Consider the following 24,268-nt stretch of genomic DNA (forward strand, 5'->3'; position numbering starts at 1 on the left):
AGGGGACGGCTTTGCAAAACACTGAAGATCTTCTTTACAAACTATTGGCAGGCCAGCTGAAATCTGTCGGATTTTTTACGGAAAACGAAACGCAGCCTGTCATGCAGGGGTTTTACGGCAGGTGGCTGGAAGAAAGCATCTCCATCTTGGTGCAAAAAGGCTTTTTGAAACAGTCTGGCAGTACGTATGTGTTAACGGGTCCGATAGAGCGTGCGGACGTTCTGTGGCAAGAATGGGATGAAAAGAAAGCTCCTTTACTCAAGGACAGCAGCAAACAGGCGATGATCACCTTAGTGGAGACCGCTCTCAGAGCTTTGCCGGATATTTTATCCGGCAGAGTTTCTGCCACTGATGTTCTGTTTCCTGATTCCTCAATGGAATTGGTTGAAGGAATCTATAAAAACAATGAAACGGCAGACTACTTTAATGAGGTGCTCGCTGACACATTGACGGCTTTCATTGAAGAACGCCTGAAAGAAGACCCGAACGCGGAAATCCGGATATTAGAGATCGGAGCGGGGACGGGCGGGACGAGCGCGGCCGTTTTCAAAAGATTAAAAGAGGTCAAACCTCATGTGAAAGAATATTGCTACACCGATCTGTCAAAGGCCTTTTTCATGCATGCTGAAAAAGAATACGGTCCCGACAATCCGTATTTGACTTATAAGCGGTTTAATGTGGAAGAGCCCCCGGCTTTGCAGGGTATAGAGGCGGGTGCATATGACGCGGTAATTGCGGCAAATGTGCTTCACGCGACAAAAAATATTCGGCGGACACTTCGCAATGCCAAAGCGGTGCTTAAAAAGAATGGGATTTTGCTATTAAATGAGATCAGCAGCCATTCGGTTTATTCTCATCTGACATTCGGTCTTTTGGAAGGCTGGTGGCTGTATGAAGACGCCAAACTGCGTATTCCCGGATGCCCTGGGCTGTATCCTGAAGCGTGGCAGTCTGCGCTGGAAAGCGAGGGATATCGGTACGTTACATTTATGGCGGAATCGTCACATCACCTCGGCCAGCAGATCGTGGCGGCAGAAAGCGACGGCGTCATCAGGCAAAAGCAGCCGGACGCGACGGCGGTTGAAGAAATTGCGGCTTCCAAAGAGCCGGCTGATTTCACAGAACCGTCTTTCTCAGTCACAGACCGGACTGTGCATTTCATAAAAGAAACGTTAGCCAAGTCCATAAAGCTTGCTCCCGAGCGCATTCAGCCGGAAACCAGCTTTGAAAAATACGGCATCGACTCCATTTTGCAGGTGAATTTTATCCGTGAACTGGAAACATTGACGGGCGAGCTGCCGAAAACGGTCTTATTTGAACACACGAATACGAAAGAACTTGCCGAGTATTTGCTGGAAACTTACCCGGATAAGCTGCAACAGGCATTCGGAGCCGAACAAGCGCCTCCTGAAACGGAGCATCCGGAACCTGCAATGAATGAACCGGTGCCGCTTGTCACGGAAACGCGGCGATTTATCACTGAACAAAAAGAGCCAAAAGCGCCAAAGCCGGAAACAGAAACCGTCACCGTTAATCGTTCTGATCGTGACGACATTGCCATTATCGGCATCAGCGGCCGCTATCCCGAGTCTGAAACCCTCGATGAGCTGTGGGAGCATTTAAAAGCCGGAGACAGCTGTATTACGGAAGCTCCGGAAAACAGATGGAAATCCGGTCTTCTGAAAACAATGGCAAAAGAAACACGAAAAGAAGAACGCAAAACACGGTACGGCGGATTTCTGCAGCATATTGACGCTTTTGACCATCACTTGTTTGACATCCGGGAAGACCATGTGATGGAGATGACGCCTGAGCTCCGTCTAAGCTTAGAAACCGTATGGGAAACATTTGAAACCGGCGGTTACTCGTTAGAAAGAGTAAACGAATGGCAGGAATCAGACAGCGGCATCGGTGTATTTATGGGAAGTATGTACAATCAATATTTCTGGAATATCCCGTCGTTGGAAAAAGCTGCGCTCAGCTCTAACGGAGGGGATTGGCATATCGCCAACCGCATTTCCCACTTTTTCAATTTAACGGGCCCGAGCATGGGCGTTACGACCGCATGCTCCAGCTCACTGAGCGCCATTCATCTCGCCTGTGAAAGCCTGAAGCTTAACAGTTGTTCCATGGCGATTGCCGGAGGGGTCAATCTCACGCTTGAACCGTCTAAATATGATGCGCTCGAACGGGCGAATTTGCTTGAACAGGGAAGTGAAAGCAAAAGCTTCGGAACCGGCACGGGCCTGATGCCGGGAGAAGGAGTCGGGGCGGTGCTCTTGAAGCCGCTCTCCAAAGCGGTTGCCGACAAAGACCATATTTACGGGGTCATTAAAAGCAGCGCGTTGTGTCATAGCGGCGGAAGGCAGATGTACACGGCTCCGGATCCGAAACAGCAGGCGAAGCTCATGGCGGCTTCCATCGACAAGGCCGGAATCAATCCGGAAACAATCAGTTATGTTGAATCAGCGGCAAACGGCTCTGTATTGGGAGATCCGATTGAGGTCATTGCCCTGACAAATGCGTTCGCGCAATATACTGATAAAAAACGTTTTTGCGCGCTTGGATCCGTCAAGTCAAATCTCGGGCATTTAGAGGCGGCCTCCGGCATGTCCCAGCTCGCGAAAGTGCTGCTGCAAATGGAGCGGGAAACATTAGTTCCGACCATTAATGCAAAACCGCAAAATCCGAATATCGCGCTTGAACAAACGGCTTTTTACCTGCAGGAGAAAACCGAGTATTGGGAGCGTATAAGGGATGCCGAGACGGGAGACATCATACCGCGGAGAAGCATGATCAATTCCTTCGGGGCAGGCGGGGCATATGCAAATCTCATCGTAGAAGAATATATCAGCCCGAATTCCGATCAGGCCCGTCACGGCGATGAGGAATACATTTTCCCTGTGTCAGCGAAAACAAAATGGAGTTTTGAAGCCTATCTTGAGAGACTGGCGGCCTTCTTAGAAAAGACGCCATCTCTTCATCCGGCCGCCATCGCATCCGCGCTGCAAAAAAGAACGCATCATTCGGAGTATCGTGCGGCATTTACGGCTTCCTCCGTTCTGGAACTGCTGGAAAAGCTGGCCGCTTACCGCATGGATCAGCGGAATCTCAATTTCTCCGATTCTGATATTGGCCGGCGTGCGCGGCAATGGGAAAAAGGAGAGAATATCGCGTTTGATCAGTTGCAGCAGGAGCACGCCGTTCATCTGCCGGCCTACGCTTTTGACCACGGGACTTCTTTTCAATTCGGTGAATCAGAAAACGCTGCCGGCGTTCAGGCGGTATACAGTGATGACGATCCATACGTGAAAGGGCATCAATTCAGCGGAGAACCGGTACTCGTCGGCGCTACATATAACAGTCTGGCAGTCGATCGTTTTTGTGATCTTTTTCCTGAAGCGGAAGGAGGACAAATTAAAAAACTGAATTACGTCAGCCCCATTACCGTAAAAAAAGGCGATCGCATCGAGCTGAAAACAGAATCGAAACAAAACGGGGATGGATTTGAACTGAGCATAATGCACCGCAGCCTCACGTCTCCCGGTTGGAGCATAGCGGCGTATGCCGAGTGCAGCCCGTATCCGTTTCAAAAGCAGCACGCGGATCTGGCGGCCATTCAGCGCTCTTACCGGGAAGTGGGCCGGATAGATGAGTTATACGGAGACGGAACGGGAACTGTCGTGTGGGGAGAAGAATTTAAAACGATCACCCGCCTGTACAAAGGCTCTGATGCCGTTTTAGCGAAAGTGAACCTGAACAATAGCGACTCACAACAAGCACATCATTATGCCGTAAATCCGTTAATCGCCAACAGTGCTTACTTGGCCTCGCTTTCTTTATTGGACCAAACGGAGGCGGAAAGCTATCTGCCGTTCGGCATTAATTCCGTCACCTTCAGCAGCCCGGAAGATCTTACCGATTGCTGGCTGCACATCAAGCTGGCCAAACAAACGGGGGAAATGATTCTGATTAACGCAGATGTCATCAGCAGCCGATCGGAAGTGGTGATGCGTTTTGAAGGCTATGCCCTGAAACGGTTCCGCCCGAAAACCGAACAGATGAATCAGCCGGCCCGAACGGCTGTTAAGAATGCGGGAGCACCGATTTCTTCCGGCAGTCTGACAGATGATATCCGCAGCTACGTCCTTGGCAAGCTCGCCAAGATGATGGATGAACCCGCGCCATCTCTCCCGTCTGACGCGAATATCATGGAATTGGGACTTGATTCAGCGAGCCTGATCGGGCTGACAAAAGAGATCGGCCAAGAGGCGGACATCGATGTGAATCCAACATTGTTTTTCGAGTATCCGACCGCGGAGGAGCTGACCCGCCACTTCGCGTCAGCATATAAGAGCAAGTTTTCTCAACTGCTTGCCGATCATAAGCATTCAGAAGAGGCCAGGGTCACGGAAACAGAAGAGCGCACTTTACCGAAGAAACAGCATCCGCCTTGTGATAACGCCGATATCAAGCAAGGAATCGCGATTATCGGTATGTCAGCTCAGTTTCCGCAATCCCCGGATATCCAGTCTTTTTGGGAGCACATCGTAAACGGGGATCACTGTATTACCGAAATTCCGGCGGACCGCTGGGACTGGCGCCGTTACGCCGGTGATGAGAATGACACGAGTCTCAGATGGGGCGGTTTTATTGACGGTGTCGGCGAATTTGACCCGCTCTTTTTCGGAATTTCCCCTAAAGAGGCATCACAAATGGGGCCGGAGCAATTTCTGCTTTTGATGCATACATGGAAGGCAATGGAGGATGCGGGCCTGACAAATAAGGCGTTATCAAGCAGACCGACAGGCGTTTTCGTTGCCGCGGGCAACAGCGATCCGAACAATGGAACAGCCATCCCGTCCATCATTCCGAACAGAATATCATATGCCTTGAATTTACAAGGACCGAGTGAATATTACGAGGCTGCCTGCACGTCAACGCTGGTGGCATTGCACAGGGCGGTTCAATCAATCCGTCATAACGAATGTGAGCAGGCTGTCGTGGGGGCCGCCAATATTCTGCAATCGCCGAAGGGCTTTATCGGTTTTGACTCAATGGGATATTTAAGCAAAAACGGCCGGGCGAAATCGTTCCAAAAAGATGCCGATGGCTTTGTCAGAAGCGAAGGGGCGGGCGTGATCATCATCAAACCGCTTGAGGCGGCAATTGAAGACGGCGATCATATTCACATGGTCATTAAAGGAACAGGAGTGTCTCACGGCGGTAAAGGCATGTCGCTTCACGCACCGAATCCGGCGGGAATGAAGGCCGCGATGAAAAAAGCGTACGAAGACACCGATATTGATCCGCAAACCGTCACTTATATTGAAGCGCACGGCATTGCCTCCGAAATGGCAGATGCGCTGGAGTTTAATGCAATCAAAGCGGGTTACGGCGAGTCTGCAAATCAAGAGGAAAGCGCGCCTTGTTATATCAGCACCGTGAAACCTTGCATCGGGCACGGCGAACTCGCTTCCGGACTGGCCGCCCTTATAAAAGTAGTGATGGCCATGAAGCATCATACCATCCCGGGCATTCCCGGATTTACAGCTGCAAATGAGCAAATGGCCATTCAGAAAAGCCGCTTCCGTTTCACCGAAGACAATCAGGAATGGACACAGCTCACCGACCATACGGGCAGACCGATTCCGCGCCGGGCCGCAATTAACAGCTATGGCTTCGGCGGCATGAATGCGCATGTCGTCTTGGAACAGTACAGCCCGAGCCATAAAGACAAAGAATCTGCGTGTGAACCGCAGCTTATCGTGCTTTCTGCTAAGAGCGAAGGACGTCTTAAGGCGGCCGCAGGTCAGCTGGCTGATTTTGTGCAAACTGGAGATACTCCGTCATTGCGGGATATTGCTTATACGCTTCAGACCGGCCGTGAGGCGATGAACTGCCGCCTGGCACTCGTTGCCCGCAATCAAGATGAATTGCTGGAAAAACTGAAAGAGTACAGAGCATTTTCCGAAGAAAGCAATGGAATGAAAAGCTTCTTTACAGGCAGTCAGCAGACTGGATCAGGAGATATCGGCGTTTTACTGGAAGGGACTCTCGGTACAGTCGTCACGGAGACGCTGTTGGCTGAAAACAATCTGGAAAAACTTGCATTTTGCTGGGTGAAAGGTGCGGATATACCGTGGGACAGACTCCACCAAGGCAAATCTGTTCAAAGAGTGCCGCTTCCGACATATCCTTTTGAAAACCATAAGTATTGGAACGGCGGTCAGTCAGAAGACATCAGCCTTGCACCGGTATCACAGAATCCTCAGATCCGCTGCGAGAGCGCGGCTGACATTGTGGCAGACATCTTGGGGATGGAGCCAGCGGAAATGGATCAAAATAAGCCGCTGACTGAATACGGCTTCGATTCAATCTCCTCTATTCAGCTGTTGAAGAAACTTGAGGACGGAGACAGCCGCATCAGTCTGGAGGCTCTTCAGAAATGCAGCACTGTTCAGGAGATTAGCATGCTGTTAAAAACGAACCAATCGCAGGAGGCGGGCCGAAATTTTCCAGAACTCGTCAAGCTGAATGATAGAGAAAAAGGCCGTCCTGTTTTTTGGTTTCACGGCGGAACGGGAGGCGTTGAAGCATACCAGCCATTCGCCAAAAAGAGTCAGCGACCTTTTTACGGCATCCAGGCAAGAGGTTTGACAGGGAAAGAGCCGCTGCAAGGAATCGAAGAGACGGCCGCTTCTTATATGAGAATCATCCAAGCGGTACAGCCGAAAGGGCCTTATGACCTCGGCGGATATTCCTTGGGCGGAATGCTTGCATATGAAACCGCGCGCCTCTTGCAGGAGGAAGGTCATACGGTAAAAAGCGCCGTCATGATCGACACCCCGTACAGTGAAAAATGGAAAGAAAGAAAACCATCTGTTAAGTCGGTCATGCTGCAAACGATCAATACGATGCTTACAGCATATCTTAAGCCTGAAAACCTTGAAGAGGCATTAATCAGCAGAGAAGACATTACCGTCCAGGCTGAGGAAGAAGAAGTATTGAAAGAATTGACCGGCCTTGCCAAAAAGCGCGGTCTGCCAAAATCCGAAGAAGCGATCCGGATGCAGCTGGAGCAAATGATGAAGACGCAGCTCGCTTACGGAATGGAAGAGTATGACATGAAGCCGCTGCCTCATCCGGAAGCGCTGCAATGCTACTACTTCCGTAATAAAAGCGGTTTGTTCCTCGGAGATCTTGAACGTTATCTGACAGCAGAGGAAGAACAAATCCCGTTAGACCATGATGCGTATTGGAAAGAATGGGAACGCCAGATGAAACAGTTTCACCTGCTGGACGTTCACTCTTCCAATCATGTCACAATGCTGTCGGAACCAAAGCCGCAAAACGCCATTAAGGCATTCTGCGAAAAACTGTACGCAAACAAAGGAACGATCAGCGCAAATTTCCTTAAATCTTTCAGAAAAAAGCTGGACGAAACAAATGAGCTGGTAAAACGGTAATAGAGAACGGCCGGAGCAATCCGGCCGCTTTTTTTATCTATATAGAACTAAATTCACTATGTACTAAATTTTCATTGTCATATTGATTTCAGTTTATAAGACATTAAAAAAACCCCCAATAACAGGGGGACGATATTAAAATCTGACAGGCAATGTTTCAAGCCCTCTCAAAAACACATTTTTTCTCCATGTTACATTCTCGGGCGCGCCTTTCAGCTCTATATTCGGAAACCGTTTTAAAAGCGCGGTAAAGGCAATGGATGCTTCCATCCGGGCGAGCGGAGCCCCGAGACAAAAATGAATGCCGAATCCAAAAGAAATATGACGGTTCGGTGTTCTCGCTATATTTAATGTATCAGGATCATCAAAATATTCCGGGTCCCGATTGGCTGAACCGATGCCGATAAATATCATATCACCTTTTTTAATAGAAACATCTTTATAAGTGAAATCTTCAATCGCCCATCGATTCGCCATCATGATGACGGGAGAGGTATAACGCAAAAGCTCTTCGACTGCCGTCTGGATATCTTCGGGCTGCCGCTTTATCTTCTCCATCTGGTCTTTGTGCAGAAGAAGCGCCAGGGTGCCGGAGCCGAGAAGGTTAACCGTTGTTTCAAGCCCGGCAACGACTAACAAAAACAGCATGGAATACAGCTCTGATTCACTCAGCTTTTGGCCGTCCTCTTCAGCGTAAATAAGCTTGCTTGTCAGATCTTCAGCCGGATGTTTTCTTTTTTCTTCGATCAGTGTTTTCATATATTGTTTAAATTCTTTGAGAGCCTGGTTGGTCGCATCTTGTCCGCTTTCTGACGTGTCGACCATTGCGTTTGTCCACACTTGAAATTTGGCGCGGTCCTCTTTCGGAATCCCGAGCAGTTCGGAAATGACGATAAACGGAAGCGGTGCGGCGAAATCTCTCATGATATCAGGGTCTGCTTTTGTTTCCATTTCATCCAGCAGCTCTTCTGTGATCTGCTCTATCCCGGTGCGAAGCTGCTCAATCATCCGGGGAGTGAACCCCTGATGCACCAAAGATCGAAGACGTGAATGATCCGGAGGGTCTTTTGCCAGCATATGCTCTGAGACAAAATCGATATCTTCACTGACATTCAGCTTCGCGATCAGCTCCTTCGGCATGACCCGTTTTACATCTCTCGTAATTCTGCCGTCTTTTAAAAACGCCATACAATCATCATAACGCGTGATGAGCCAAGCCGGAAAGGTGCCTCCGAAACGCTGCAGTTCGAATTTATGTATGGGGTCCTGCTCTCTGAATCTGCTTAAAACCGCAAAAGGGTTTTCGTGAAACTCGGGTGAGTGTGGGTGAAACATTGTTTTTTCCATCTGGATTTCCCCGCCTTCATGTTTTTGAAAAGACATAACAAACAGCCGGTGCCTGCCGACCGGACGGCATTCCTCCTTTTATCTGCCGAAGACACTGATCACAACGGCTCATAAGTATGACTAAAATATATAAGGAAACAGAAGCCGGTTCAATAGACAAATCGTAAAGCCGCCATTTTCGTTGATTATCAACAAAACAGCAAACTTTTTTTTCCATTTCATCATGTGTGTTAAATCCGGCTAATATACATATTTACGCTTCATATCAACTTCTTAAGGAGGATGTGAATGAATGCGTTTATGAAATGGGCGGCAAGTCTGCTTTTGGTGATCTCTCTTCAGGTCGGCCTTACGGGCGCCGGCATCCATTCGGACAGTGCTGCTCGTGCCGCATCCCGATACGATCAGGTGCTGTATTTCCCGCTGTCAAAATATCCGGAGACGGGAAATCATATAAAAGACGCCATTTCGGCAGGTCATTCTGAGATTTGTACAATTGATCGGGGCGGAGCGGAGAATAGAAGGAAAGAATCATTGAAAGGAATTCCGACAAAGCCCGGGTTTGACCGTGATGAATGGCCCATGGCAGTCTGCACAGAAGGCGGGGCGGGGGCTGATATCAGATATGTAACCCCGTCGGATAACCGCGGGGCCGGTTCATGGGTTGGAAATCAAATGAGCGGATACTCCGACGGCACGAGAGTACTATTTATCGTTCAGTAGCTTCTCCGGTTCGCCGGAGTTTTTTTATGCTCTGAAAAAGCGGCACGCCGGCTGGACATATGAAATGGCAAAGAGTAAACTTATATGTTGGAATCAGCATGAGAAAGGATTGGATCACATTGACAGTGACTACATACCGAAATATTGCACTTTTACTTCTTTGTTTAACAGCGGGAATTGTGGATGTGATCGGTTATTTAAGCCTGGGACATATCTTTACCGCCAATATGACGGGGAACATCGTTCTGTTCGGCCTGGCGATCGGCAACTCATGGCACCTTGCCGTACTCAAATCGTTAACCTCGTTAATCGGATTTATTGCCGGCGTTATTGCCGCGGCCCTGCTTGTGGGCAATAAAAAGAAATCATTCTGGCCCCCTGCGGTAACTGCAGCTTTAGCTATTGAAGGAGCTGTTTTGCTGCTGTTTGCTTTGTTCTCTTGCTTTTTTGCAGACGCAATTTCTGTTTATGTGCTGATTATGCTGCTCAGCTTCGCAATGGGAATGCAGACGACAGCCGCGAGAAAACTTGGTGTAGCGGGGATTTCCACGACCGTATTAACGGGAACGCTCGCTAATTTTTTTGAAGATCTCACCGCAAGGTTTTACAAAGCGGACAAGCGGAAGCAGTTTACGAGAGATGTTGTTTTGCGCGCGCTTGCCTTGGTTCTGTATTGCTTTGGGGCGGTCATCGGCGCTTTTGCCGAACCGGATTATAAGTTTGCCGTGATCTGGCTTCCGATTATCATTATTTTAGGCATTATGCTTTGCGCATTCACGATGTTCCACGGATATTCTGAAGAAAAAAACCAATAAAAAAACGCCGCTGGTTCAGGGCGTTTTTTCTTTTTATTGCTCTTTCCGGGTCCCGATTGTATACACGGCCCGATCTGTATGTACCTTTAATCCGTCTTGCTCCTTTTGGATGGTAATATCGCCGAGCAGAGGGATTTCATACGCATCTTGAGGAAGCGGGACATTTCCTTCCTCCGTATAGGTTGTGCCGTGCCCTTTTAAGACGAGCTCTTCGTCCGCTACATAGTCATCGGGATGGTTTGTCCGGCGGACGAGAACATCATCAAGGTGAAGCATGATCTGGTCCATATCAGAAATCTCGTTTCGGCTGTCTGTCAGCTCTCCTTTTCTGATATCAAGCGTTTGTCCGATCTGTTTTTGCAGCCATTCAGACAATTCGGTGTTTGTAAGTGCCATTGTGATTCCTCCTTTTATCTACACCATACTTATTCCCTATTTTTATAGAAATACACTGCCTTGATTGATCTTTTTTTCTGACAGCCGGTTCTGAAGCATTCCGAGTTCCTTCATTATAAATGTTTCATCTGTTCACCTGAAAAACGGAGTCATCTGCAGGTTTAGACGACCCCGTTCTCATGATAAAAAGGTTACTCTTTCGGCACGGCGTTTTCAGCGTTTACTGCGCCCGCTCCGTAAATGTTCGGATCTTCATTTGTCCATTGATCCGGACTTTGTTTGATCAATGTTTTCACTTCGTCAGGCGAAAGCTGCGGGTTCTGCTGAAGGATTAAGGCGGCAATGCCAGCACAGATCGGAGTGGCCATGGACGTGCCCGACAGACTGAAATACAAGGAGCCTACCCGGTTTGATTTCTGTAATTTGTCAAGATATGAACGCGGAGAACGGAGAGATACGATATCGACCCCGGGCGCAAGAATGTCAGGCTTCTCTTTTCCGTACACCGTCGGGCCGCGGCTTGAGAATGAAGCGACCGTATCGTCCTCATTGCCGGCCGTATTATTGTCATCATAGGCGCCTACCGTGATGACCTTCTCGCTGACACCGGGGCTTGAAATCGTTTGAGCTTCCGGACCGGAGTTGCCCGCGGCGACGCAGACGACGATTCCTTCATTCCATGCCTCTTCAACGGCCTTGACGAGCGGATCGTCCGTTTCTTTATCATATCTGAGCGCATCTCCGCCCAGTGACATGCTGATGATTCTGATCGGATTCTTCGTGTGTTCTTTATTATATTGTATGCACCATTCCACACCTTCAATGATATCAGCCAAGGTTCCTGATCCTGATTTGTTTAAAACCTTGACTCCGATCAGATCGGCTTCCGGCGCCGGCCCCTGATATTTACCGGAAGATGAAGCGCCGCTGCTTGCAATATCACCGGCGCAATGGGTGCCGTGCCCGTTGTCGTCATACGGTTCTGTCTTTTGGTTGACGAAGTCCGCAAATCCGATAACTCTGCCTTCTAAATCGGGATGCTGATAGATTCCGGTATCAATAACGGCGACGGTTACGCCTTTTCCTGTTAATACGGTGCCGTTACGGGTCACTTCTTTTGCATGAGACGATTCAGCTGCCGTATCAAGGAGCGCTTTTACTTCACGGTTTAAATAGATTTTACGGATATCCCGGCATTGCGAAAGAAGCATGTGAAGGGCGGACGGAGTGACTTCGGCGCTGCAGCAATTGATTGTTTGAAACTGCTTTTTTATGGTGCAGCGTTTTTCTTTTAATAAGACCTGTCCTGTGCTGTGAAAACCGGATTCATGGCAGCCCTCTTCAAATTCAATGATGACTGACATTTTCTTTCTGTTTTTCACCTTTTTTTCGAAAAACTTGTGCAAAAAGCAAGGTGTCCATTTGAAAGGTTTATATAACTGTAAGACGTTTTCTCTGAGCGGCCAGTCCAGCTTATGAGCATTTGACCGCACCATTTGTACCATTGAGTAACCAAACATATATACTTTTCCTCCCATTCTGGCGATTCTCTCTATACCATATGAACAGGCCGTATGTTCGGTCAGTTTGTTTGTCCTTCAGGAGAGCTGGTTACTTGCGGCTTTTTCAGGAGAAGAAATCGATTTGAAACGGAACGTTTGTTCGTTTATAATGAAGCCGGCGGAAGGAGGTATATACATGAACATAATATTGAGACATTCCTTGGAAAAACAGCTTCCGATTGATATTATATATATGAAAAAAGACGGCTCCATTTCAAAACGGACCATTATTATAAAAAAAGGGGATGAGCGGGCTGAAACGGCATTTTGCTGTACAAAAAGGCAGATGAGAACTTTTTTGACGGGCTCCATTCTGTCCTGCGCATTTGCTTCGGGAGGCGGATATTCATTTTTAAAAGCGTATTCTTGATGCCGTCCGTTTCCGGCCGTGAATCTCCCGCCCCTGAAAATTCGGGCGTTCCTCCCTTTTTTTTTGCCCTCTCTCAACCTTTTTTCACTGATGCCCGGCATTTGAGCGCTTGAACCGTGACAATCCATTGATTTTTCGAAACCGGGAAGTTTTTCACTGATGATAATGTTAATAGAATGTTAAGATAAGACCTATTGACAAAAATCCATATAATGAACATGTCATTTTTCAGAAAGGAGCAAAGAAGGAGAGCTGATGAAAAGAATTTTACTTAATGTCATCATTATCGTAGCAATGGTCTTACTAATAAGATGTGCTCATTATGCGTCAGACCCTGATCCCTCGAATTCTTCTGATACATACACAGATTTTAAAGATCTGGCTGAACACGAAGACCCCGATGATTATCATATATCGTACAATAAGCGAAAGGGGAGCCCCGTATTGATCATGTCGCCGCACGGAGGGAGAATTGAGGGCGGGGTGAGCGAGATCGTCCGCTCTTTCAGGGATGATTATTCAACCTACCTGTTTGAGGGATTAAAAGCGCATGATAACCAGACTCTTCATATTACGAGCACCAAGTTCGATGAGCCTTCAGCAGTCGAAAGTATTAAGCAGCACCATTATGTTATCGCAGTTCACGGTTATAAAGGCGACGAGAAAAATACTCTTGTCGGAGGAAGCGACCGGAAGCGGGCGAAAAAATTGGTGAGAGCTCTCGAACGAAACGGATTTTCTGCAGAATTGGCAACCTCAAAAACCGGTCTGGCCGGGGTTGACACCGAAAATATCAATAACCAGGCGCAAACCGGGCTGAGCATACAGCTTGAGATCAGCAGAAAACAGCGGGAAGCGTTTTTTGATAATTTTGATTACCGCGAAAGGGAATTCACAAAAACGGAGGAATTTTACCGGTTTGTCCGTACGATAAAAAGAGTGATCAATCAAGAGTATTCGTGAGCTTAAAAAAAGACAAACCAGTGAAAGATGAGTAAACTGAAAAAAAGGAGGTTTGTCCCTTGGCAAAACATCACTTTTATTTAAAAGCAAATTGGCCCGGAAATCGCAACGACGTCGGCGATATTAAAAGCGGCCGGCTGGAGACGGCTGTGTCCATTCCTAAGGAAATGGACGGACCCGGAGAAGGCACAAATCCTGATGAAATGCTGCTTGGAGCGGCCGCGACCTGTTATATTATAACGCTTGCGGCGATGATGGAAAGAAGCGGCCTGGATAAAGAAGATCTACATATGGAATCTGAAGGAATTGTAGACGTCACGAACGGTGTGTTCACGTACCAGAAAATCATTCACCGCCCGTTTATATTATTAAAGCCGGATGCAGCCGAAACGGATTTTACGCTCGCCAGGAAGTTAGCGCAAAAAGCGGAGTCCTCATGTATGATTTCACGAGCGGTCCAAGGAAACGTGGAGATGGAGCTTGAGGTTGAAGTAAAAGCTGCCCGCGCTTGACGAGTTCAAACGGTCAGCTCCGGGCCGTTTGATTTTTTTTAGCTTTTTGGGACTTGGAACGGTTCAGCAGGATGACGCCCGTGATGACCAAAACAAGCCCGATCATCATTTTGACTGTCATGGCCTCCTTAAAAACAAAAAAGCCGACAATTGCCGTTAAAGCTGTGCCGACACCTGACCATGTCGCGTATGCGGCGGATAAATCAAGGCTTTTCAATGAGAAGCTCAAAAACATAAAAGAGGCTCCGATTCCGGCAATGACGCCGAGAGCGGGCCACAGGTGCGTAAAACCGTCCGACAGCTTCAGCATCGTACTCCCGAACACTTCTGATACAATGGCTAATGCCAGGCAGAGTAATCCTTTCATCAGCATGCCTCTCCTTTCTACCAATTCATCAAAATGACACCGGCCAATAAGAAAAAGAGTCCGATGACGGCCTGCTTGTCCAGTTTTTCATGAAACCATTTCGCTCCGATAATGGATGCGAGCACCGTTCCGGCTCCGCTCCATGTTGCATAGGATAAGCTGAGCGGAATGAGATTCAGTGTCAGTGAAAGCATATAAAAGGCCAATGAATAGCCTGCCACTACAAGCGCGCTCGGCAAAAACCGCGTAAATCCGCGGGAGACTTTCAGCATGGCCGCGCCGATTGACTCTGATAAAATAGCAATTGTGAGGAAGATATAACCCAGAATCATATCAAATCCCCCTCTCATCATAATCCTTATGCCTTTTGTTTAAGGCAGTAAAATAAAATAATATCCGAACTTTGCCCGCCAAGTCAAGACATTAGGCCTATACAAAAAGGCCCCCGGGGAGGAGCCTTTTTGATTCGTCAATAGAAATACGGATAGCCGTAGCCGTAACCCCCGTACAAGTACGGATTGAATAAAGCGCTTCCGACAAGCCCCCCGACAAGCCCTCCGAAAAACGGTCCGCCGTAAAAACCAAACGGCCGTCCGAATCCATAACCAAACCAAGGCCGGCCAAATCCAAAACCCGGCCGTCCGAATCCAAATCCAAAACCCGGCCGTCCGAACCCAAATCCAGGCCGCCCAAACGGTCTCATATCACTATCTACTGCGTATGTGTATTCTTCATTCATAATTAAGGTACCTCCAAGAATAAATTTGAGATGATAACAGAGTATTCAGCCCACCAATTTTTGATTGGGCGTTTATCAAAAAAATAAAGGAGTGAGCTTTTGTGGGTCTGTATCAGTCCGATTGGTCAAAAAAACCTCCGCACACACACGCATACCGGGCGGTTACGGATGTAGTGCAGGGGCATTACCATTTGATCGAAGGCTTTTCGCAGCCGGAGAACGGCAGCAATACAGATGAGCATACACATTTCTATACGGGCATCACCTCGTTTGAAAACGGCCATTTTCATAGGTATTACGGCATTTCCGGCCCTGCCATCCCGAGGGTTGACGGAACACATTACCATGAGCTTTCAGAGACCACCTTTGCCGCCTACAATGAGCCGATTCAGATCCAGCACGGCGGCGTCGTTTACGATCCGCGGGAGGAAGGACGGAAAACGCACCGCCATACACTCGAAGGAAAAACGAGAGAGGTTGTCGGAAACGAGCCGATCGGGTGGTAGTGGACGTTTAGCGCTCAGGAAAAAGGGCAAAATGGATAGGTGCCTGAAGAAATGAATGCTATAATTAGGGGGAGATTTATAAAAGAGAGTGATACATATTGAAAAATAAAAAACAGCCTGTCGTCATACTCGTCGGACCGACGGCAGTCGGAAAAACAAAACTAAGCATCGGACTCGCGAAAATGCTGAATGCGGAAATCATCAGCGGAGATTCCATGCAGGTATATAAAGGGATGGACATCGGAACGGCCAAAGTCACCGAAGAAGAGACAGAAGGCGTGCCGCATCACCTGATTGATATTTTGGAGCCGTCCGACACTTTTTCAACGGCGGATTATCAAAAAATGGTGAGAAGAAAAATCACCGAGATTGCCGATAGAGGAAAGCTGCCGATGATTGTCGGGGGGACGGGTCTGTACATTCAGTCCGTGCTGTATGACTATACGTTCACGGAAAACTCCGGCGACCCTGTATTCCGGGAGCACATGGAGAAACTGGCAGCTGAAGAAGGGGCGGAAGCGCTTCATGCCAATCTTGCGGCAGCCGACCCGGAAGCGGCGGCAGCCATTCATCAAAACAATACGCGAAGAGTCATCCGCGCGCTCGAAATCCTGCATGTATCGGGAAAAACAATGTCAGAGCATCTTAAAACCCAAAAACGGGAGCTGCTTTACAATGCGGTTCTTATCGGTCTTACAATGGACAGAGAAGTGCTATACGGCCGGATTAACGAGCGCGTTGACCTGATGCTGGAAACCGGCCTTCTTGACGAAGTAAAGCGGCTGTATGATATGAATATCCGGGACAGCCAATCGATTCAGGCGATCGGCTATAAAGAGCTGTATGAATATCTTGATGGAAAAGTGCCGCTCCCTCAGGCTGTGGAGCAATTAAAACAAAATTCTAGGCGATATGCGAAACGCCAGCTGACCTGGTTTCGCAATAAAATGCCCGTTTCATGGACAGATATGACGCCGCCTGTTGATATTGAGCAGAAAAAAAAGGAAATTTTCGAGTGCATAGCAGGAAAACTGGAAATTTAATCGAAACAGTATTGTATTGAGAACCAAGGAGGACGAAACATGAAACCGATTAATATTCAAGATCAGTTTTTGAATCAAATCCGAAAAGACAATACGTTCGTCACGGTGTTTTTACTCAACGGCTTCCAGCTTCGCGGCCAGGTAAAAGGCTTTGACAACTTTACCGTTTTGCTCGAAACGGAGGGGAAGCAGCAGCTTATTTATAAACATGCCATCTCCACGTTCGCCCCGCAAAAAAACGTCCAGCTTGAGCTTGAATAGACTTTTTGAAAAAGACCATGAACAATGGTCTTTTTCTATGCGCATCTGTATATTGCAGGCTGTATATCGGAAACATAAAAGGGGGTTCGGAAAATCGTGTTCGAAAGTGAAAATGAACTGAGAAGAATCAGGATTACGCTCGTTTGGATCGCTGTTTTTTTGCTGTTTGGAGCTTGCAGCAATCATGAGACGGTGGTGACGGATGATGACGGCGGCTTGGCGGATACTGAACCGCAGACAGAAGGCATGGTGCAGCTGGAACATAATCGTTTCGGCATCGTTGAGGACGGTTACTTAAAAATATACCGCTATGATGAAAAAACGAATAAAATCGAACTGAAAAAAGAAACGGCGCTGGATGAGCTTGAATAAATTTCACAAGCGTTCGAATTTACAAAGCGGGCCGCACAAGCTACACTAAGTACTGACATTGATCATGCAGAGGGTGAGACGATTGAAACACAAGGTGATAATCAACCATTGGGAAGAAACTTGTGAAGATGATTCCTGCTATGAATATGGAACCAGCATCATCGTTGACGGCAAAGAACTGATCAGAGAGGCTTCCATCACAAGCGCTCTGAAAGCCGTGCTGAAAGAAATCGGTGCTGATGTGGAGATTGAAGAAACCGTTGAAAGCGAAAAAAAATGTGATTCTTACAAAAAATAAGAATAAAAGTCTAGACTACTAAGCAGTTTTTTTTCATGTTATGATAGACATCGGCTTACACATGACACCTTGAGTAGGATGAGAGATGATTCTCGTTCTGCTCTCTTTTTTGGGCGTTAATCGGGCCAGAGCCAAAGTCCGCTCTTTCAAAAATATGAATTTTTTATAAATCGATCTCAATATGTTGTGTTTTTCTGAGAGGTTAGTATACTATATATAGTGTTAAGAGATTCATTATTTTTGATAGGTCGTGATAAGGATGGTTCAAATCATATTTGATTCAAAGACAGGGAATGTTCAGCGTTTTGTGAATAAAACAGACTTTCAGCTGATCCGCAAGGTGGGCGAAACGGACCACGTGGACACTCCGTTTGTTTTGGTCACCTACACGACAAACTTCGGCCAGGTACCGGCATCAACACAATCATTTCTCGAAAAATACGCCCATCTCTTATTAGGAGTCGCTGCGAGCGGCAACAAAGTATGGGGCGATAACTTTGCAAAAAGCGCCGATACCATTTCAAGACAATATCAGGTGCCGATCTTGCACAAATTTGAACTCAGCGGCACATCTAAAGACGTTGAATTGTTTACTCAGGAGGTAGAAAGACTTGTCACAAAATCAAGTGCCAAAATGGATCCAGTTAAATAACGAAATCATGATCCAACAAGATGGAAAATTCCAGTTTGATAAAGATAAAGAGGCTGTACATAGCTATTTTGTTGACTATATCAATCAAAACACAGTTTACTTTCACGATTTAAAAGAGAAGCTGGATTATTTGATTGAAAACCAATACTACGAAGAGGAATTCTTAAGCCTTTACTCTTTTGAAGACATTAAAGAAGTGTTTAAGACCGCTTACGCAAAGAAGTTTCGTTTTCCTTCCTTCATGAGTGCGTTTAAATTTTATAATGACTATGCTTTGAAAACGAATGACAAGAAAAGAATTCTCGAGCGTTATGAGGACCGAATCTCAATCGTCGCGCTGTTCTTCGCAAACGGCGACACTGAGAAAGCAAAAGAATATGTAAACCTGATGATCAACCAGGAATATCAGCCGAGTACACCGACATTTTTGAATGCCGGCAGAAAACGCCGCGGAGAACTGGTGAGCTGCTTCTTGCTCGAAGTCAATGATTCCTTAAACGATATTTCACGGGCGATCGATATTTCCATGCAGCTGTCTAAATTGGGCGGCGGGGTTTCTCTTAATCTGTCCAAGCTTCGCGCGAAAGGCGAAGCGATTAAAGATGTTGAAAACGCCACAAAAGGTGTTGTAGGCGTCATGAAGCTTCTTGATAATGCGTTCCGTTACGCTGACCAAATGGGCCAAAGACAAGGCTCAGGCGCGGCGTATTTAAATATTTTCCACCGCGATATCAATGATTTTCTTGATACGAAAAAGATTTCTGCGGATGAAGATGTGCGCGTCAAAACGCTTTCTATCGGTGTCGTCATTCCGGATAAGTTCGTTGAGCTTGCACGTGAGGATAAAGCGGCTTATGTATTCTATCCGCATACGATTTATAAAGAATACGGCCAGCATATGGACGAAATGGACATGACGGCGATGTATGAAGAGCTTGTCGACAACCCGCGTGTCAAAAAAGAAAAAGTGAATGCGCGCAAACTGCTTGAAAAGCTTGCCGTTCTCCGTTCTGAGTCAGGTTATCCGTACATTATGTTCCAGGATAACGTAAACAAAGAGCACGCGAATAACCACGTATCAAAAGTGAAATTCTCGAACCTTTGCTCTGAAGTGCTTCAGGCGTCACAGGTTTCGGCTTACACAGATTATGACGAGGAAGACGAAATCGGCTTGGACATTTCCTGCAACCTTGGTTCATTAAATATTTTGAATGTCATGAAACATAAATCGATTGAGCGCACGGTGAAACTCGCGACGGATTCCCTGACTCATGTATCTGAGACGACGGATATCCGCAACGCGCCGGCAGTCAGACGCGCGAACAAAGCGATGAAGTCAATCGGTTTAGGCGCCATGAACCTTCACGGCTACCTGGCCCAAAACGGCATCGCGTATGAAAGCCCGGAAGCAAGAGATTTCGCGAATACGTTCTTTATGATGGTGAACTTTTATTCCATCCAGCGTTCAGCTGAGCTTGCGAAAGAAAAAGGCGAAACGTTTGAGCATTATGAAGGCTCCACTTATGCAACGGGAGAATATTTCAATAAATACATCGAAAAAGAGTTCTCACCGGCATACGAAAAAATCGCTGCGCTCTTTGAAGGCATGCACATTCCGACAATCGAAGACTGGAAAGAGCTGAAGGCGTTTGTCGCTGAAAACGGCATGTACCACAGCTACAGACTGTGCATCGCGCCGACAGGCTCCATTTCCTACGTCCAATCCAGCACGGCGTCCGTTATGCCGATCATGGAACGGATCGAAGAAAGAACATACGGAAATTCAAAAACGTATTACCCGATGCCGGGGTTAGCGTCTAATAACTGGTTCTTCTACAAAGAAGCTTATGATATGGACATGTTCAAAGTGGTGGATATGATCGCGACAATCCAGCAGCATATCGATCAGGGAATCAGCTTTACCCTGTTTTTGAAAGATACGATGACAACTCGTGATCTGAACCGTATTGATCTGTATGCCCACCATAGAGGCATCAAAACCATTTACTATGCAAGAACGAAAGATACCGGGCAGGACAGCTGTCTTTCTTGTGTCGTTTGATTAAAGGAGAGTTTACAGTGACAAAAATTTATGACGCAGCAAACTGGTCAAAGCATGAAGATGATTTCACCCAAATGTTTTACAACCAAAACGTAAAGCAGTTTTGGCTTCCGGAAGAGATCGCATTAAACGGCGATCTTCTCACTTGGAAGTATTTGGGTAAAAATGAGCAGGATACGTACATGAAGGTGCTCGCCGGCCTGACACTGCTTGATACAGAGCAGGGGAACACGGGCATGCCGATTGTGGCCGAGCACGTCGAAGGCCATCAGCGAAAAGCGGTTCTTAATTTCATGGCGATGATGGAAAACGCGGTGCACGCAAAATCATATTCAAATATTTTTATGACGCTTGCTCCGACTGAAACGATTAATGAAGTATTTGAATGGGTTAAACAAAATAAATATTTGCAGAAAAAAGCGCAAATGATTGTCGGGCTTTACAAAGCCATTCAAAAAGATGATGAAATTTCACTGTTCAAAGCGATGGTTGCTTCCGTCTATCTGGAAAGCTTCCTTTTCTACAGCGGTTTCTATTATCCGTTATATTTCTACGGGCAAGGAAAACTGATGCAAAGCGGTGAGATCATTAACCTGATCCTTCGTGACGAAGCGATTCACGGCGTGTATGTCGGTCTCCTTGCTCAGGAAATTTATAATAAACAGACAGAAGAGAAAAAAGCAGAGCTTCGTGAATTTGCGATTGACCTTCTGAATCAGTTATATGAAAATGAGCTTGAATATACAGAGGACTTGTACGATCAAGTCGGACTCTCACACGATGTAAAGAAATTCATCCGCTATAACGCCAATAAAGCTTTGATGAACTTAGGGTTCGATCCTTACTTTGAAGAAGAGGATATTAATCCGATCGTATTAAACGGATTAAACACCAAAACAAAATCACATGATTTCTTCTCCATGAAAGGGAACGGCTACAAAAAAGCGACGGTAGAACCGATTAAGGACGAAGATTTTTATTTTGGCCAAGATGAAGAGCAGATATAATATCTGCTCTTTTGGCTTGAATGGAGAGGTAAGACAGGAGGAACGGGCATGAATAAAATGGATGAAATCATCTTGGCTGCACCGCGGAGTGACGTCTTTCAAAACGAAATGCTGACATTTCAGGGAGTCAACAGCGAGGATGAACGTATCGTAAACATTATGGCTCAAATTGAGGCGCATTTTTTTGAAATCAGAAGAGGCGACGCGGAAGAGGACCCGCGATTTAAACAGCCGATTCCGTATGTCGTCATCCGCCGCGATGATGAGGTGTTTGTGTATGAACGGCTCGCGGGCGGAGGGGAATCGCGCCTCCATAATAAGCTTTCTCTCGGTTTCGGCGGACACATGAACCCTATGGAAGGGGCGGCTTCATTTTCGGAAGTGCTGAAACAGAATACCAACCGGGAGCTGGCGGAAGAACTGTACATTCGCGAGGAGGACAAACAAAACATTGTCACACTCGGCCTGATCAATGATGATGAAAACGATGTAGGGAAGGTGCATATCGGCATCCTTTCTGCGCTCCAGTTAGCGTCTGCGGCACAAGTCGAAGTGAAAGAAAAAGATCAAATCGCCGGGCGCTGGATGAAACTGAGCGAACTGAAAGAGGAAAATGTGTATCAGCGTCTTGAAGCTTGGTCTCAGTTTGTCGCCGATATACTTCAATAACAAAAAACCCCCGTTCGTCCCAAAAAAGGGAGAGCAGGGGTTTTTTCATTTAGTCTTGCACAATGAAGGCATCAAATCCGGCTTTTTCGGCCCGTGCTGCCAACGCTTCAGCATTATCTTTGGAAGAGAATGCGCCGATCTGCACTTTAAATAAGCCGCCTTTTGGAAGCACAATCGCGTCAAAACCTTTAGACACCGCATCGGCGGCAAGCGCATCAGCATTTGCTTTCACTTTGAATACACCGATTTGCACTTTATATAAGTCAGCCTTTTTTTTTAGACCGAAAGCTTGCTCCAAGCCCTTGGCATGTCCTCTTGCAAGGCTTTCAATAAAACTGGCTGTTTTCAGTTTGTTTGCATCAGCTGACGTATCAACAAAACCATTCTCCGTCAAAATCGCCGGCATACTTGTCTCCCGCAGTACATGGAAGTTAGCTGTTTTTTTTCCTCGGTCATTAAAACCTGATGCTTGAATCACTTGCGTGTGGACGGCTGATTGGTAAGTCGAGGTCGGCGCTCCGACACCGGGGTAAATATAGCTTTCGAATCCGGTTCCGCCTCCTGAGTTAATATGAATGGATAAAAAATAATCTGCGCCCCAGCTGTTGGCGGCATCCGTTCTTTCCGTCAGGCTGACCGTCTTATCGCTTGTCCTGCTCATCGTGACAGAAACTCCTTCATACTCATTCGTCAGAATCGTGCGCAAAGCCAGCGCGATCTCCAGCGTGACCGCTTTTTCTTGAAGTCCGTTTCCGGTTGCACCTGAATCAGTTCCGCCATGACCGGGGTCTATAAAAATTTTAACCATTCTCCATCACCTCATTACAGCATATGATGATATTCAAAAGGTGCTTGTACGGCTGTCATTCATGAAAAAAATGAGAAATATACCCAACATTTCCCGGAAAATAAAAATAAATGGTTTGTCCTCCCGTTTCTGCTGAATACAATAAGAAATGAAAAATATTTCTCGGGAAAGCGCAGGATTCAACATCATTCCCGAAGAGAACGGAAAAAGTGACAGATAAAGAGGAAAACGGGTCTCATGATGATAGGCGGATGTCACGGAACCGCTTCATCATGAGTAAGATAAAGAGAGAACAGAGAGGTGAGCATGTTGGAGCGCGCTGTAACCTATAAAAATAACGGACAAATTAACATTATTCTTAATGGCCAAAAGCAAGTGCTGACAAATGCGGAAGCTGAGGCGGAATATCAGGCCGCCCTGCAAAAAAATGAAGCCAAGCACAGCATTCTGAAAGAAATTGAAAAAGAAATGAACACATTAGTGGGTATGGAAGAAATGAAACGCAACATTAAAGAAATTTACGCGTGGATATTCGTCAACCAAAAACGGGCCGAACAAGGGCTGAAAGTCGGAAAACAAGCTCTTCATATGATGTTCAAAGGGAACCCCGGCACCGGGAAAACCACCGTCGCGAGACTGATCGGCAAGCTTTTCTTCGAAATGAACGTGCTTTCCAAAGGACATCTGATCGAAGCGGAACGTGCCGATCTGGTCGGTGAATACATCGGACACACGGCGCAAAAAACGAGAGATCTGATTAAAAAATCGCTCGGCGGCATTTTATTCATTGATGAAGCATACTCACTTGCAAGGGGCGGAGAAAAGGATTTCGGTAAAGAGGCGATTGATACGCTTGTCAAGCATATGGAAGACAAACAGCATGAATTTATTCTGATCCTGGCAGGGTACTCGAGAGAAATGACACATTTCCTGTCATTAAATCCCGGCCTGCAATCGCGTTTCCCTATCAGCATCGATTTTCCGGATTACTCTGTCACTCAGCTGATGGACATCGCAAAGCGCATGATAGCAGAGCGGGAGTATCAATTAAGCCAGGAAGCCGAGTGGAAGTTAAAAGATTACTTAATGACAGTGAAAAGCACGACAAGCCCCATTAAATTCAGCAACGGGCGCTTTGTCAGAAACGTGATTGAAAAATCGATCCGCGCTCAGGCTATGAGACTTTTAATGGGAGACCAATATTTAAAAAACGATTTAATGACGATCAAGAGCCAGGATTTACTTATAAAAGATGAGGCGGCAGCTCACGAATAGACCTCTCAGCCGGTCTGAGGGGTCTCTTTTTTATTTCTCTCTTTAAAACCCG

At 46.8% G+C, this 24,268-nt stretch carries 23 protein-coding genes; 16 read left to right on the forward strand and 7 right to left on the reverse strand.

Annotation, left to right across the window (positions count from 1 at the left end):
• Positions 1-11 precede the first annotated feature (11 nt).
• Positions 12-7,469 carry a beta-ketoacyl synthase N-terminal-like domain-containing protein gene (locus U2H13_RS09005; protein WP_376700776.1) on the forward strand — a complete coding sequence of 2,486 codons (7,458 nt, stop codon included), beginning with the start codon at positions 12-14 and terminating at the stop codon, positions 7,467-7,469.
• Positions 7,470-7,604: 135 nt separating this feature from the next.
• Here the strand turns inward: U2H13_RS09005 and U2H13_RS09010 are convergent, their stop codons facing one another.
• The gene (locus U2H13_RS09010) at positions 7,605-8,816 is read right to left on the reverse strand and encodes a cytochrome P450 (RefSeq protein ID WP_025649439.1); all 1,212 of its coding nucleotides are present in this window, start codon (positions 8,814-8,816) and stop codon (positions 7,605-7,607) included.
• Positions 8,817-9,104: 288 nt separating this feature from the next.
• Between U2H13_RS09010 and U2H13_RS09015 the strand changes: the two genes are divergently transcribed.
• Together U2H13_RS09015 and U2H13_RS09020 are read left to right on the forward strand one after the other, a co-directional pair.
• Positions 9,105-9,539, forward strand: coding sequence for a NucA/NucB deoxyribonuclease domain-containing protein (locus U2H13_RS09015; RefSeq protein ID WP_021493650.1), 435 nt, complete (start codon positions 9,105-9,107; stop codon positions 9,537-9,539).
• A gap of 59 nt (positions 9,540-9,598) precedes the next feature.
• On the forward strand, positions 9,599-10,354 hold the full coding sequence (locus U2H13_RS09020) for a YoaK family protein (RefSeq protein ID WP_095060096.1): 756 nt from the start codon (positions 9,599-9,601) through the stop codon (positions 10,352-10,354).
• 33 nt (positions 10,355-10,387) lie between these two features.
• On the opposite strand, the gene U2H13_RS09025 is transcribed toward U2H13_RS09020, so the two are convergent.
• Both U2H13_RS09025 and U2H13_RS09030 read right to left on the reverse strand, forming a co-directional pair.
• Positions 10,388-10,750 carry a hypothetical protein gene (locus U2H13_RS09025; RefSeq protein ID WP_007410383.1) on the reverse strand — a complete coding sequence of 121 codons (363 nt, stop codon included), beginning with the start codon at positions 10,748-10,750 and terminating at the stop codon, positions 10,388-10,390.
• A 191-nt stretch (positions 10,751-10,941) separates the two neighbouring features.
• Positions 10,942-12,270, reverse strand: a complete 1,329-nt coding sequence (locus U2H13_RS09030; RefSeq protein WP_257988732.1) for a S8 family peptidase — start codon at positions 12,268-12,270, stop codon at positions 10,942-10,944.
• A 178-nt stretch (positions 12,271-12,448) separates the two neighbouring features.
• On the opposite strand from U2H13_RS09030, the gene U2H13_RS09035 reads away from it, so the two are divergent.
• The 3 genes from U2H13_RS09035 to U2H13_RS09045 all read left to right on the forward strand — a co-directional run bounded on the left by U2H13_RS09035 (position 12,449) and on the right by U2H13_RS09045 (position 14,157).
• Entirely contained in the window at positions 12,449-12,682 is a 234-nt protein-coding gene (locus tag U2H13_RS09035; RefSeq protein WP_038461471.1) for a hypothetical protein, read from the forward strand.
• Positions 12,683-12,937: 255 nt separating this feature from the next.
• Positions 12,938-13,645, forward strand: coding sequence for a poly-gamma-glutamate hydrolase family protein (locus U2H13_RS09040; protein ID WP_014417828.1), 708 nt, complete (start codon positions 12,938-12,940; stop codon positions 13,643-13,645).
• A gap of 59 nt (positions 13,646-13,704) precedes the next feature.
• A complete protein-coding gene (locus tag U2H13_RS09045) occupies positions 13,705-14,157 on the forward strand; it encodes an OsmC family protein (protein ID WP_014305039.1) in 453 nt (150 codons plus the stop codon).
• A 13-nt stretch (positions 14,158-14,170) separates the two neighbouring features.
• On the opposite strand, the gene U2H13_RS09050 is transcribed toward U2H13_RS09045, so the two are convergent.
• The 3 genes from U2H13_RS09050 to U2H13_RS09060 all read right to left on the reverse strand — a co-directional run bounded on the left by U2H13_RS09050 (position 14,171) and on the right by U2H13_RS09060 (position 15,263).
• Entirely contained in the window at positions 14,171-14,524 is a 354-nt protein-coding gene (locus tag U2H13_RS09050; protein ID WP_007410379.1) for a multidrug efflux SMR transporter, read from the reverse strand.
• Positions 14,525-14,541: 17 nt separating this feature from the next.
• The gene (locus tag U2H13_RS09055; protein WP_007410378.1) at positions 14,542-14,856 is read right to left on the reverse strand and encodes a multidrug efflux SMR transporter; all 315 of its coding nucleotides are present in this window, start codon (positions 14,854-14,856) and stop codon (positions 14,542-14,544) included.
• Positions 14,857-14,993: 137 nt separating this feature from the next.
• Positions 14,994-15,263: a hypothetical protein gene (locus U2H13_RS09060; RefSeq protein WP_232489691.1), complete on the reverse strand. Its 270-nt coding sequence runs from the start codon at positions 15,261-15,263 to the stop codon at positions 14,994-14,996.
• A 101-nt stretch (positions 15,264-15,364) separates the two neighbouring features.
• On the opposite strand from U2H13_RS09060, the gene U2H13_RS09065 reads away from it, so the two are divergent.
• The 9 genes from U2H13_RS09065 (at position 15,365) to U2H13_RS09105 (ending at position 22,133) form a co-directional block, all read left to right on the forward strand.
• The gene (locus U2H13_RS09065; RefSeq protein ID WP_376700778.1) at positions 15,365-15,769 is read left to right on the forward strand and encodes a YmaF family protein; all 405 of its coding nucleotides are present in this window, start codon (positions 15,365-15,367) and stop codon (positions 15,767-15,769) included.
• 98 nt (positions 15,770-15,867) lie between these two features.
• Complete coding sequence (gene miaA, locus U2H13_RS09070) at positions 15,868-16,812, forward strand: tRNA (adenosine(37)-N6)-dimethylallyltransferase MiaA (protein WP_021493647.1); 945 nt, start codon at positions 15,868-15,870, stop codon at positions 16,810-16,812.
• Positions 16,813-16,851: 39 nt separating this feature from the next.
• Positions 16,852-17,073 carry an RNA chaperone Hfq gene (hfq, locus tag U2H13_RS09075; protein WP_003154064.1) on the forward strand — a complete coding sequence of 74 codons (222 nt, stop codon included), beginning with the start codon at positions 16,852-16,854 and terminating at the stop codon, positions 17,071-17,073.
• 96 nt (positions 17,074-17,169) lie between these two features.
• A complete protein-coding gene (locus U2H13_RS09080) occupies positions 17,170-17,445 on the forward strand; it encodes a YmzC family protein (protein ID WP_017417823.1) in 276 nt (91 codons plus the stop codon).
• Between the two features lie 82 nt (positions 17,446-17,527).
• Positions 17,528-17,743: a hypothetical protein gene (locus tag U2H13_RS09085; protein ID WP_003154062.1), complete on the forward strand. Its 216-nt coding sequence runs from the start codon at positions 17,528-17,530 to the stop codon at positions 17,741-17,743.
• A 259-nt stretch (positions 17,744-18,002) separates the two neighbouring features.
• On the forward strand, positions 18,003-18,395 hold the full coding sequence (gene nrdI / locus U2H13_RS09090; protein WP_071181774.1) for a class Ib ribonucleoside-diphosphate reductase assembly flavoprotein NrdI: 393 nt from the start codon (positions 18,003-18,005) through the stop codon (positions 18,393-18,395).
• Positions 18,355-20,457 carry a class 1b ribonucleoside-diphosphate reductase subunit alpha gene (gene nrdE / locus U2H13_RS09095; RefSeq protein WP_007611605.1) on the forward strand — a complete coding sequence of 701 codons (2,103 nt, stop codon included), beginning with the start codon at positions 18,355-18,357 and terminating at the stop codon, positions 20,455-20,457. Before nrdI ends, nrdE begins: the two co-directional genes overlap by 41 nt.
• Positions 20,458-20,474: 17 nt before the next feature.
• Positions 20,475-21,464 (forward strand): class 1b ribonucleoside-diphosphate reductase subunit beta, encoded by a 990-nt coding sequence (nrdF, locus tag U2H13_RS09100; RefSeq protein WP_012117608.1) that lies wholly within the window; start codon positions 20,475-20,477, stop codon positions 21,462-21,464.
• Positions 21,465-21,512: 48 nt separating this feature from the next.
• Positions 21,513-22,133 carry a hypothetical protein gene (locus tag U2H13_RS09105; protein WP_014417835.1) on the forward strand — a complete coding sequence of 207 codons (621 nt, stop codon included), beginning with the start codon at positions 21,513-21,515 and terminating at the stop codon, positions 22,131-22,133.
• A 49-nt stretch (positions 22,134-22,182) separates the two neighbouring features.
• On the opposite strand, the gene U2H13_RS09110 is transcribed toward U2H13_RS09105, so the two are convergent.
• Entirely contained in the window at positions 22,183-22,941 is a 759-nt protein-coding gene (locus U2H13_RS09110; RefSeq protein WP_022553310.1) for an N-acetylmuramoyl-L-alanine amidase, read from the reverse strand.
• A gap of 306 nt (positions 22,942-23,247) precedes the next feature.
• Here U2H13_RS09110 and spoVK point away from each other — a divergent pair, with 306 nt between their 5' ends.
• Positions 23,248-24,216: a stage V sporulation protein K gene (gene spoVK / locus U2H13_RS09115; RefSeq protein ID WP_015417523.1), complete on the forward strand. Its 969-nt coding sequence runs from the start codon at positions 23,248-23,250 to the stop codon at positions 24,214-24,216.
• Positions 24,217-24,268: the final 52 nt, after the last annotated feature.

Source organism: Bacillus sp. A1 (assembly GCF_042296235.1).
Lineage (GTDB): Bacteria > Bacillota > Bacilli > Bacillales > Bacillaceae > Bacillus > Bacillus velezensis.

Coding starts and splice junctions, on each gene's coding strand:
- U2H13_RS09035 (WP_038461471.1), top strand. CDS start 12,449: ATGAACATAATATTGAGACATTCCTTGGAAAAACAGCTTCCGATTGAT.
- U2H13_RS09055 (WP_007410378.1), bottom strand. CDS start 14,856: ATGATTCTGGGTTATATCTTCCTCACAATTGCTATTTTATCAGAGTCA.
- spoVK (WP_015417523.1), top strand. CDS start 23,248: ATGTTGGAGCGCGCTGTAACCTATAAAAATAACGGACAAATTAACATT.
- U2H13_RS09030 (WP_257988732.1), bottom strand. CDS start 12,270: ATGTTTGGTTACTCAATGGTACAAATGGTGCGGTCAAATGCTCATAAG.
- U2H13_RS09110 (WP_022553310.1), bottom strand. CDS start 22,941: ATGGTTAAAATTTTTATAGACCCCGGTCATGGCGGAACTGATTCAGGT.
- nrdI (WP_071181774.1), top strand. CDS start 18,003: ATGGTTCAAATCATATTTGATTCAAAGACAGGGAATGTTCAGCGTTTT.
- U2H13_RS09060 (WP_232489691.1), bottom strand. CDS start 15,263: ATGAATGAAGAATACACATACGCAGTAGATAGTGATATGAGACCGTTT.
- U2H13_RS09050 (WP_007410379.1), bottom strand. CDS start 14,524: ATGAAAGGATTACTCTGCCTGGCATTAGCCATTGTATCAGAAGTGTTC.
- U2H13_RS09105 (WP_014417835.1), top strand. CDS start 21,513: ATGAATAAAATGGATGAAATCATCTTGGCTGCACCGCGGAGTGACGTC.
- U2H13_RS09010 (WP_025649439.1), bottom strand. CDS start 8,816: ATGGAAAAAACAATGTTTCACCCACACTCACCCGAGTTTCACGAAAAC.
- U2H13_RS09015 (WP_021493650.1), top strand. CDS start 9,105: ATGAATGCGTTTATGAAATGGGCGGCAAGTCTGCTTTTGGTGATCTCT.
- hfq (WP_003154064.1), top strand. CDS start 16,852: ATGAAACCGATTAATATTCAAGATCAGTTTTTGAATCAAATCCGAAAA.
- U2H13_RS09040 (WP_014417828.1), top strand. CDS start 12,938: ATGAAAAGAATTTTACTTAATGTCATCATTATCGTAGCAATGGTCTTA.
- U2H13_RS09020 (WP_095060096.1), top strand. CDS start 9,599: ATGAAATGGCAAAGAGTAAACTTATATGTTGGAATCAGCATGAGAAAG.
- U2H13_RS09025 (WP_007410383.1), bottom strand. CDS start 10,750: ATGGCACTTACAAACACCGAATTGTCTGAATGGCTGCAAAAACAGATC.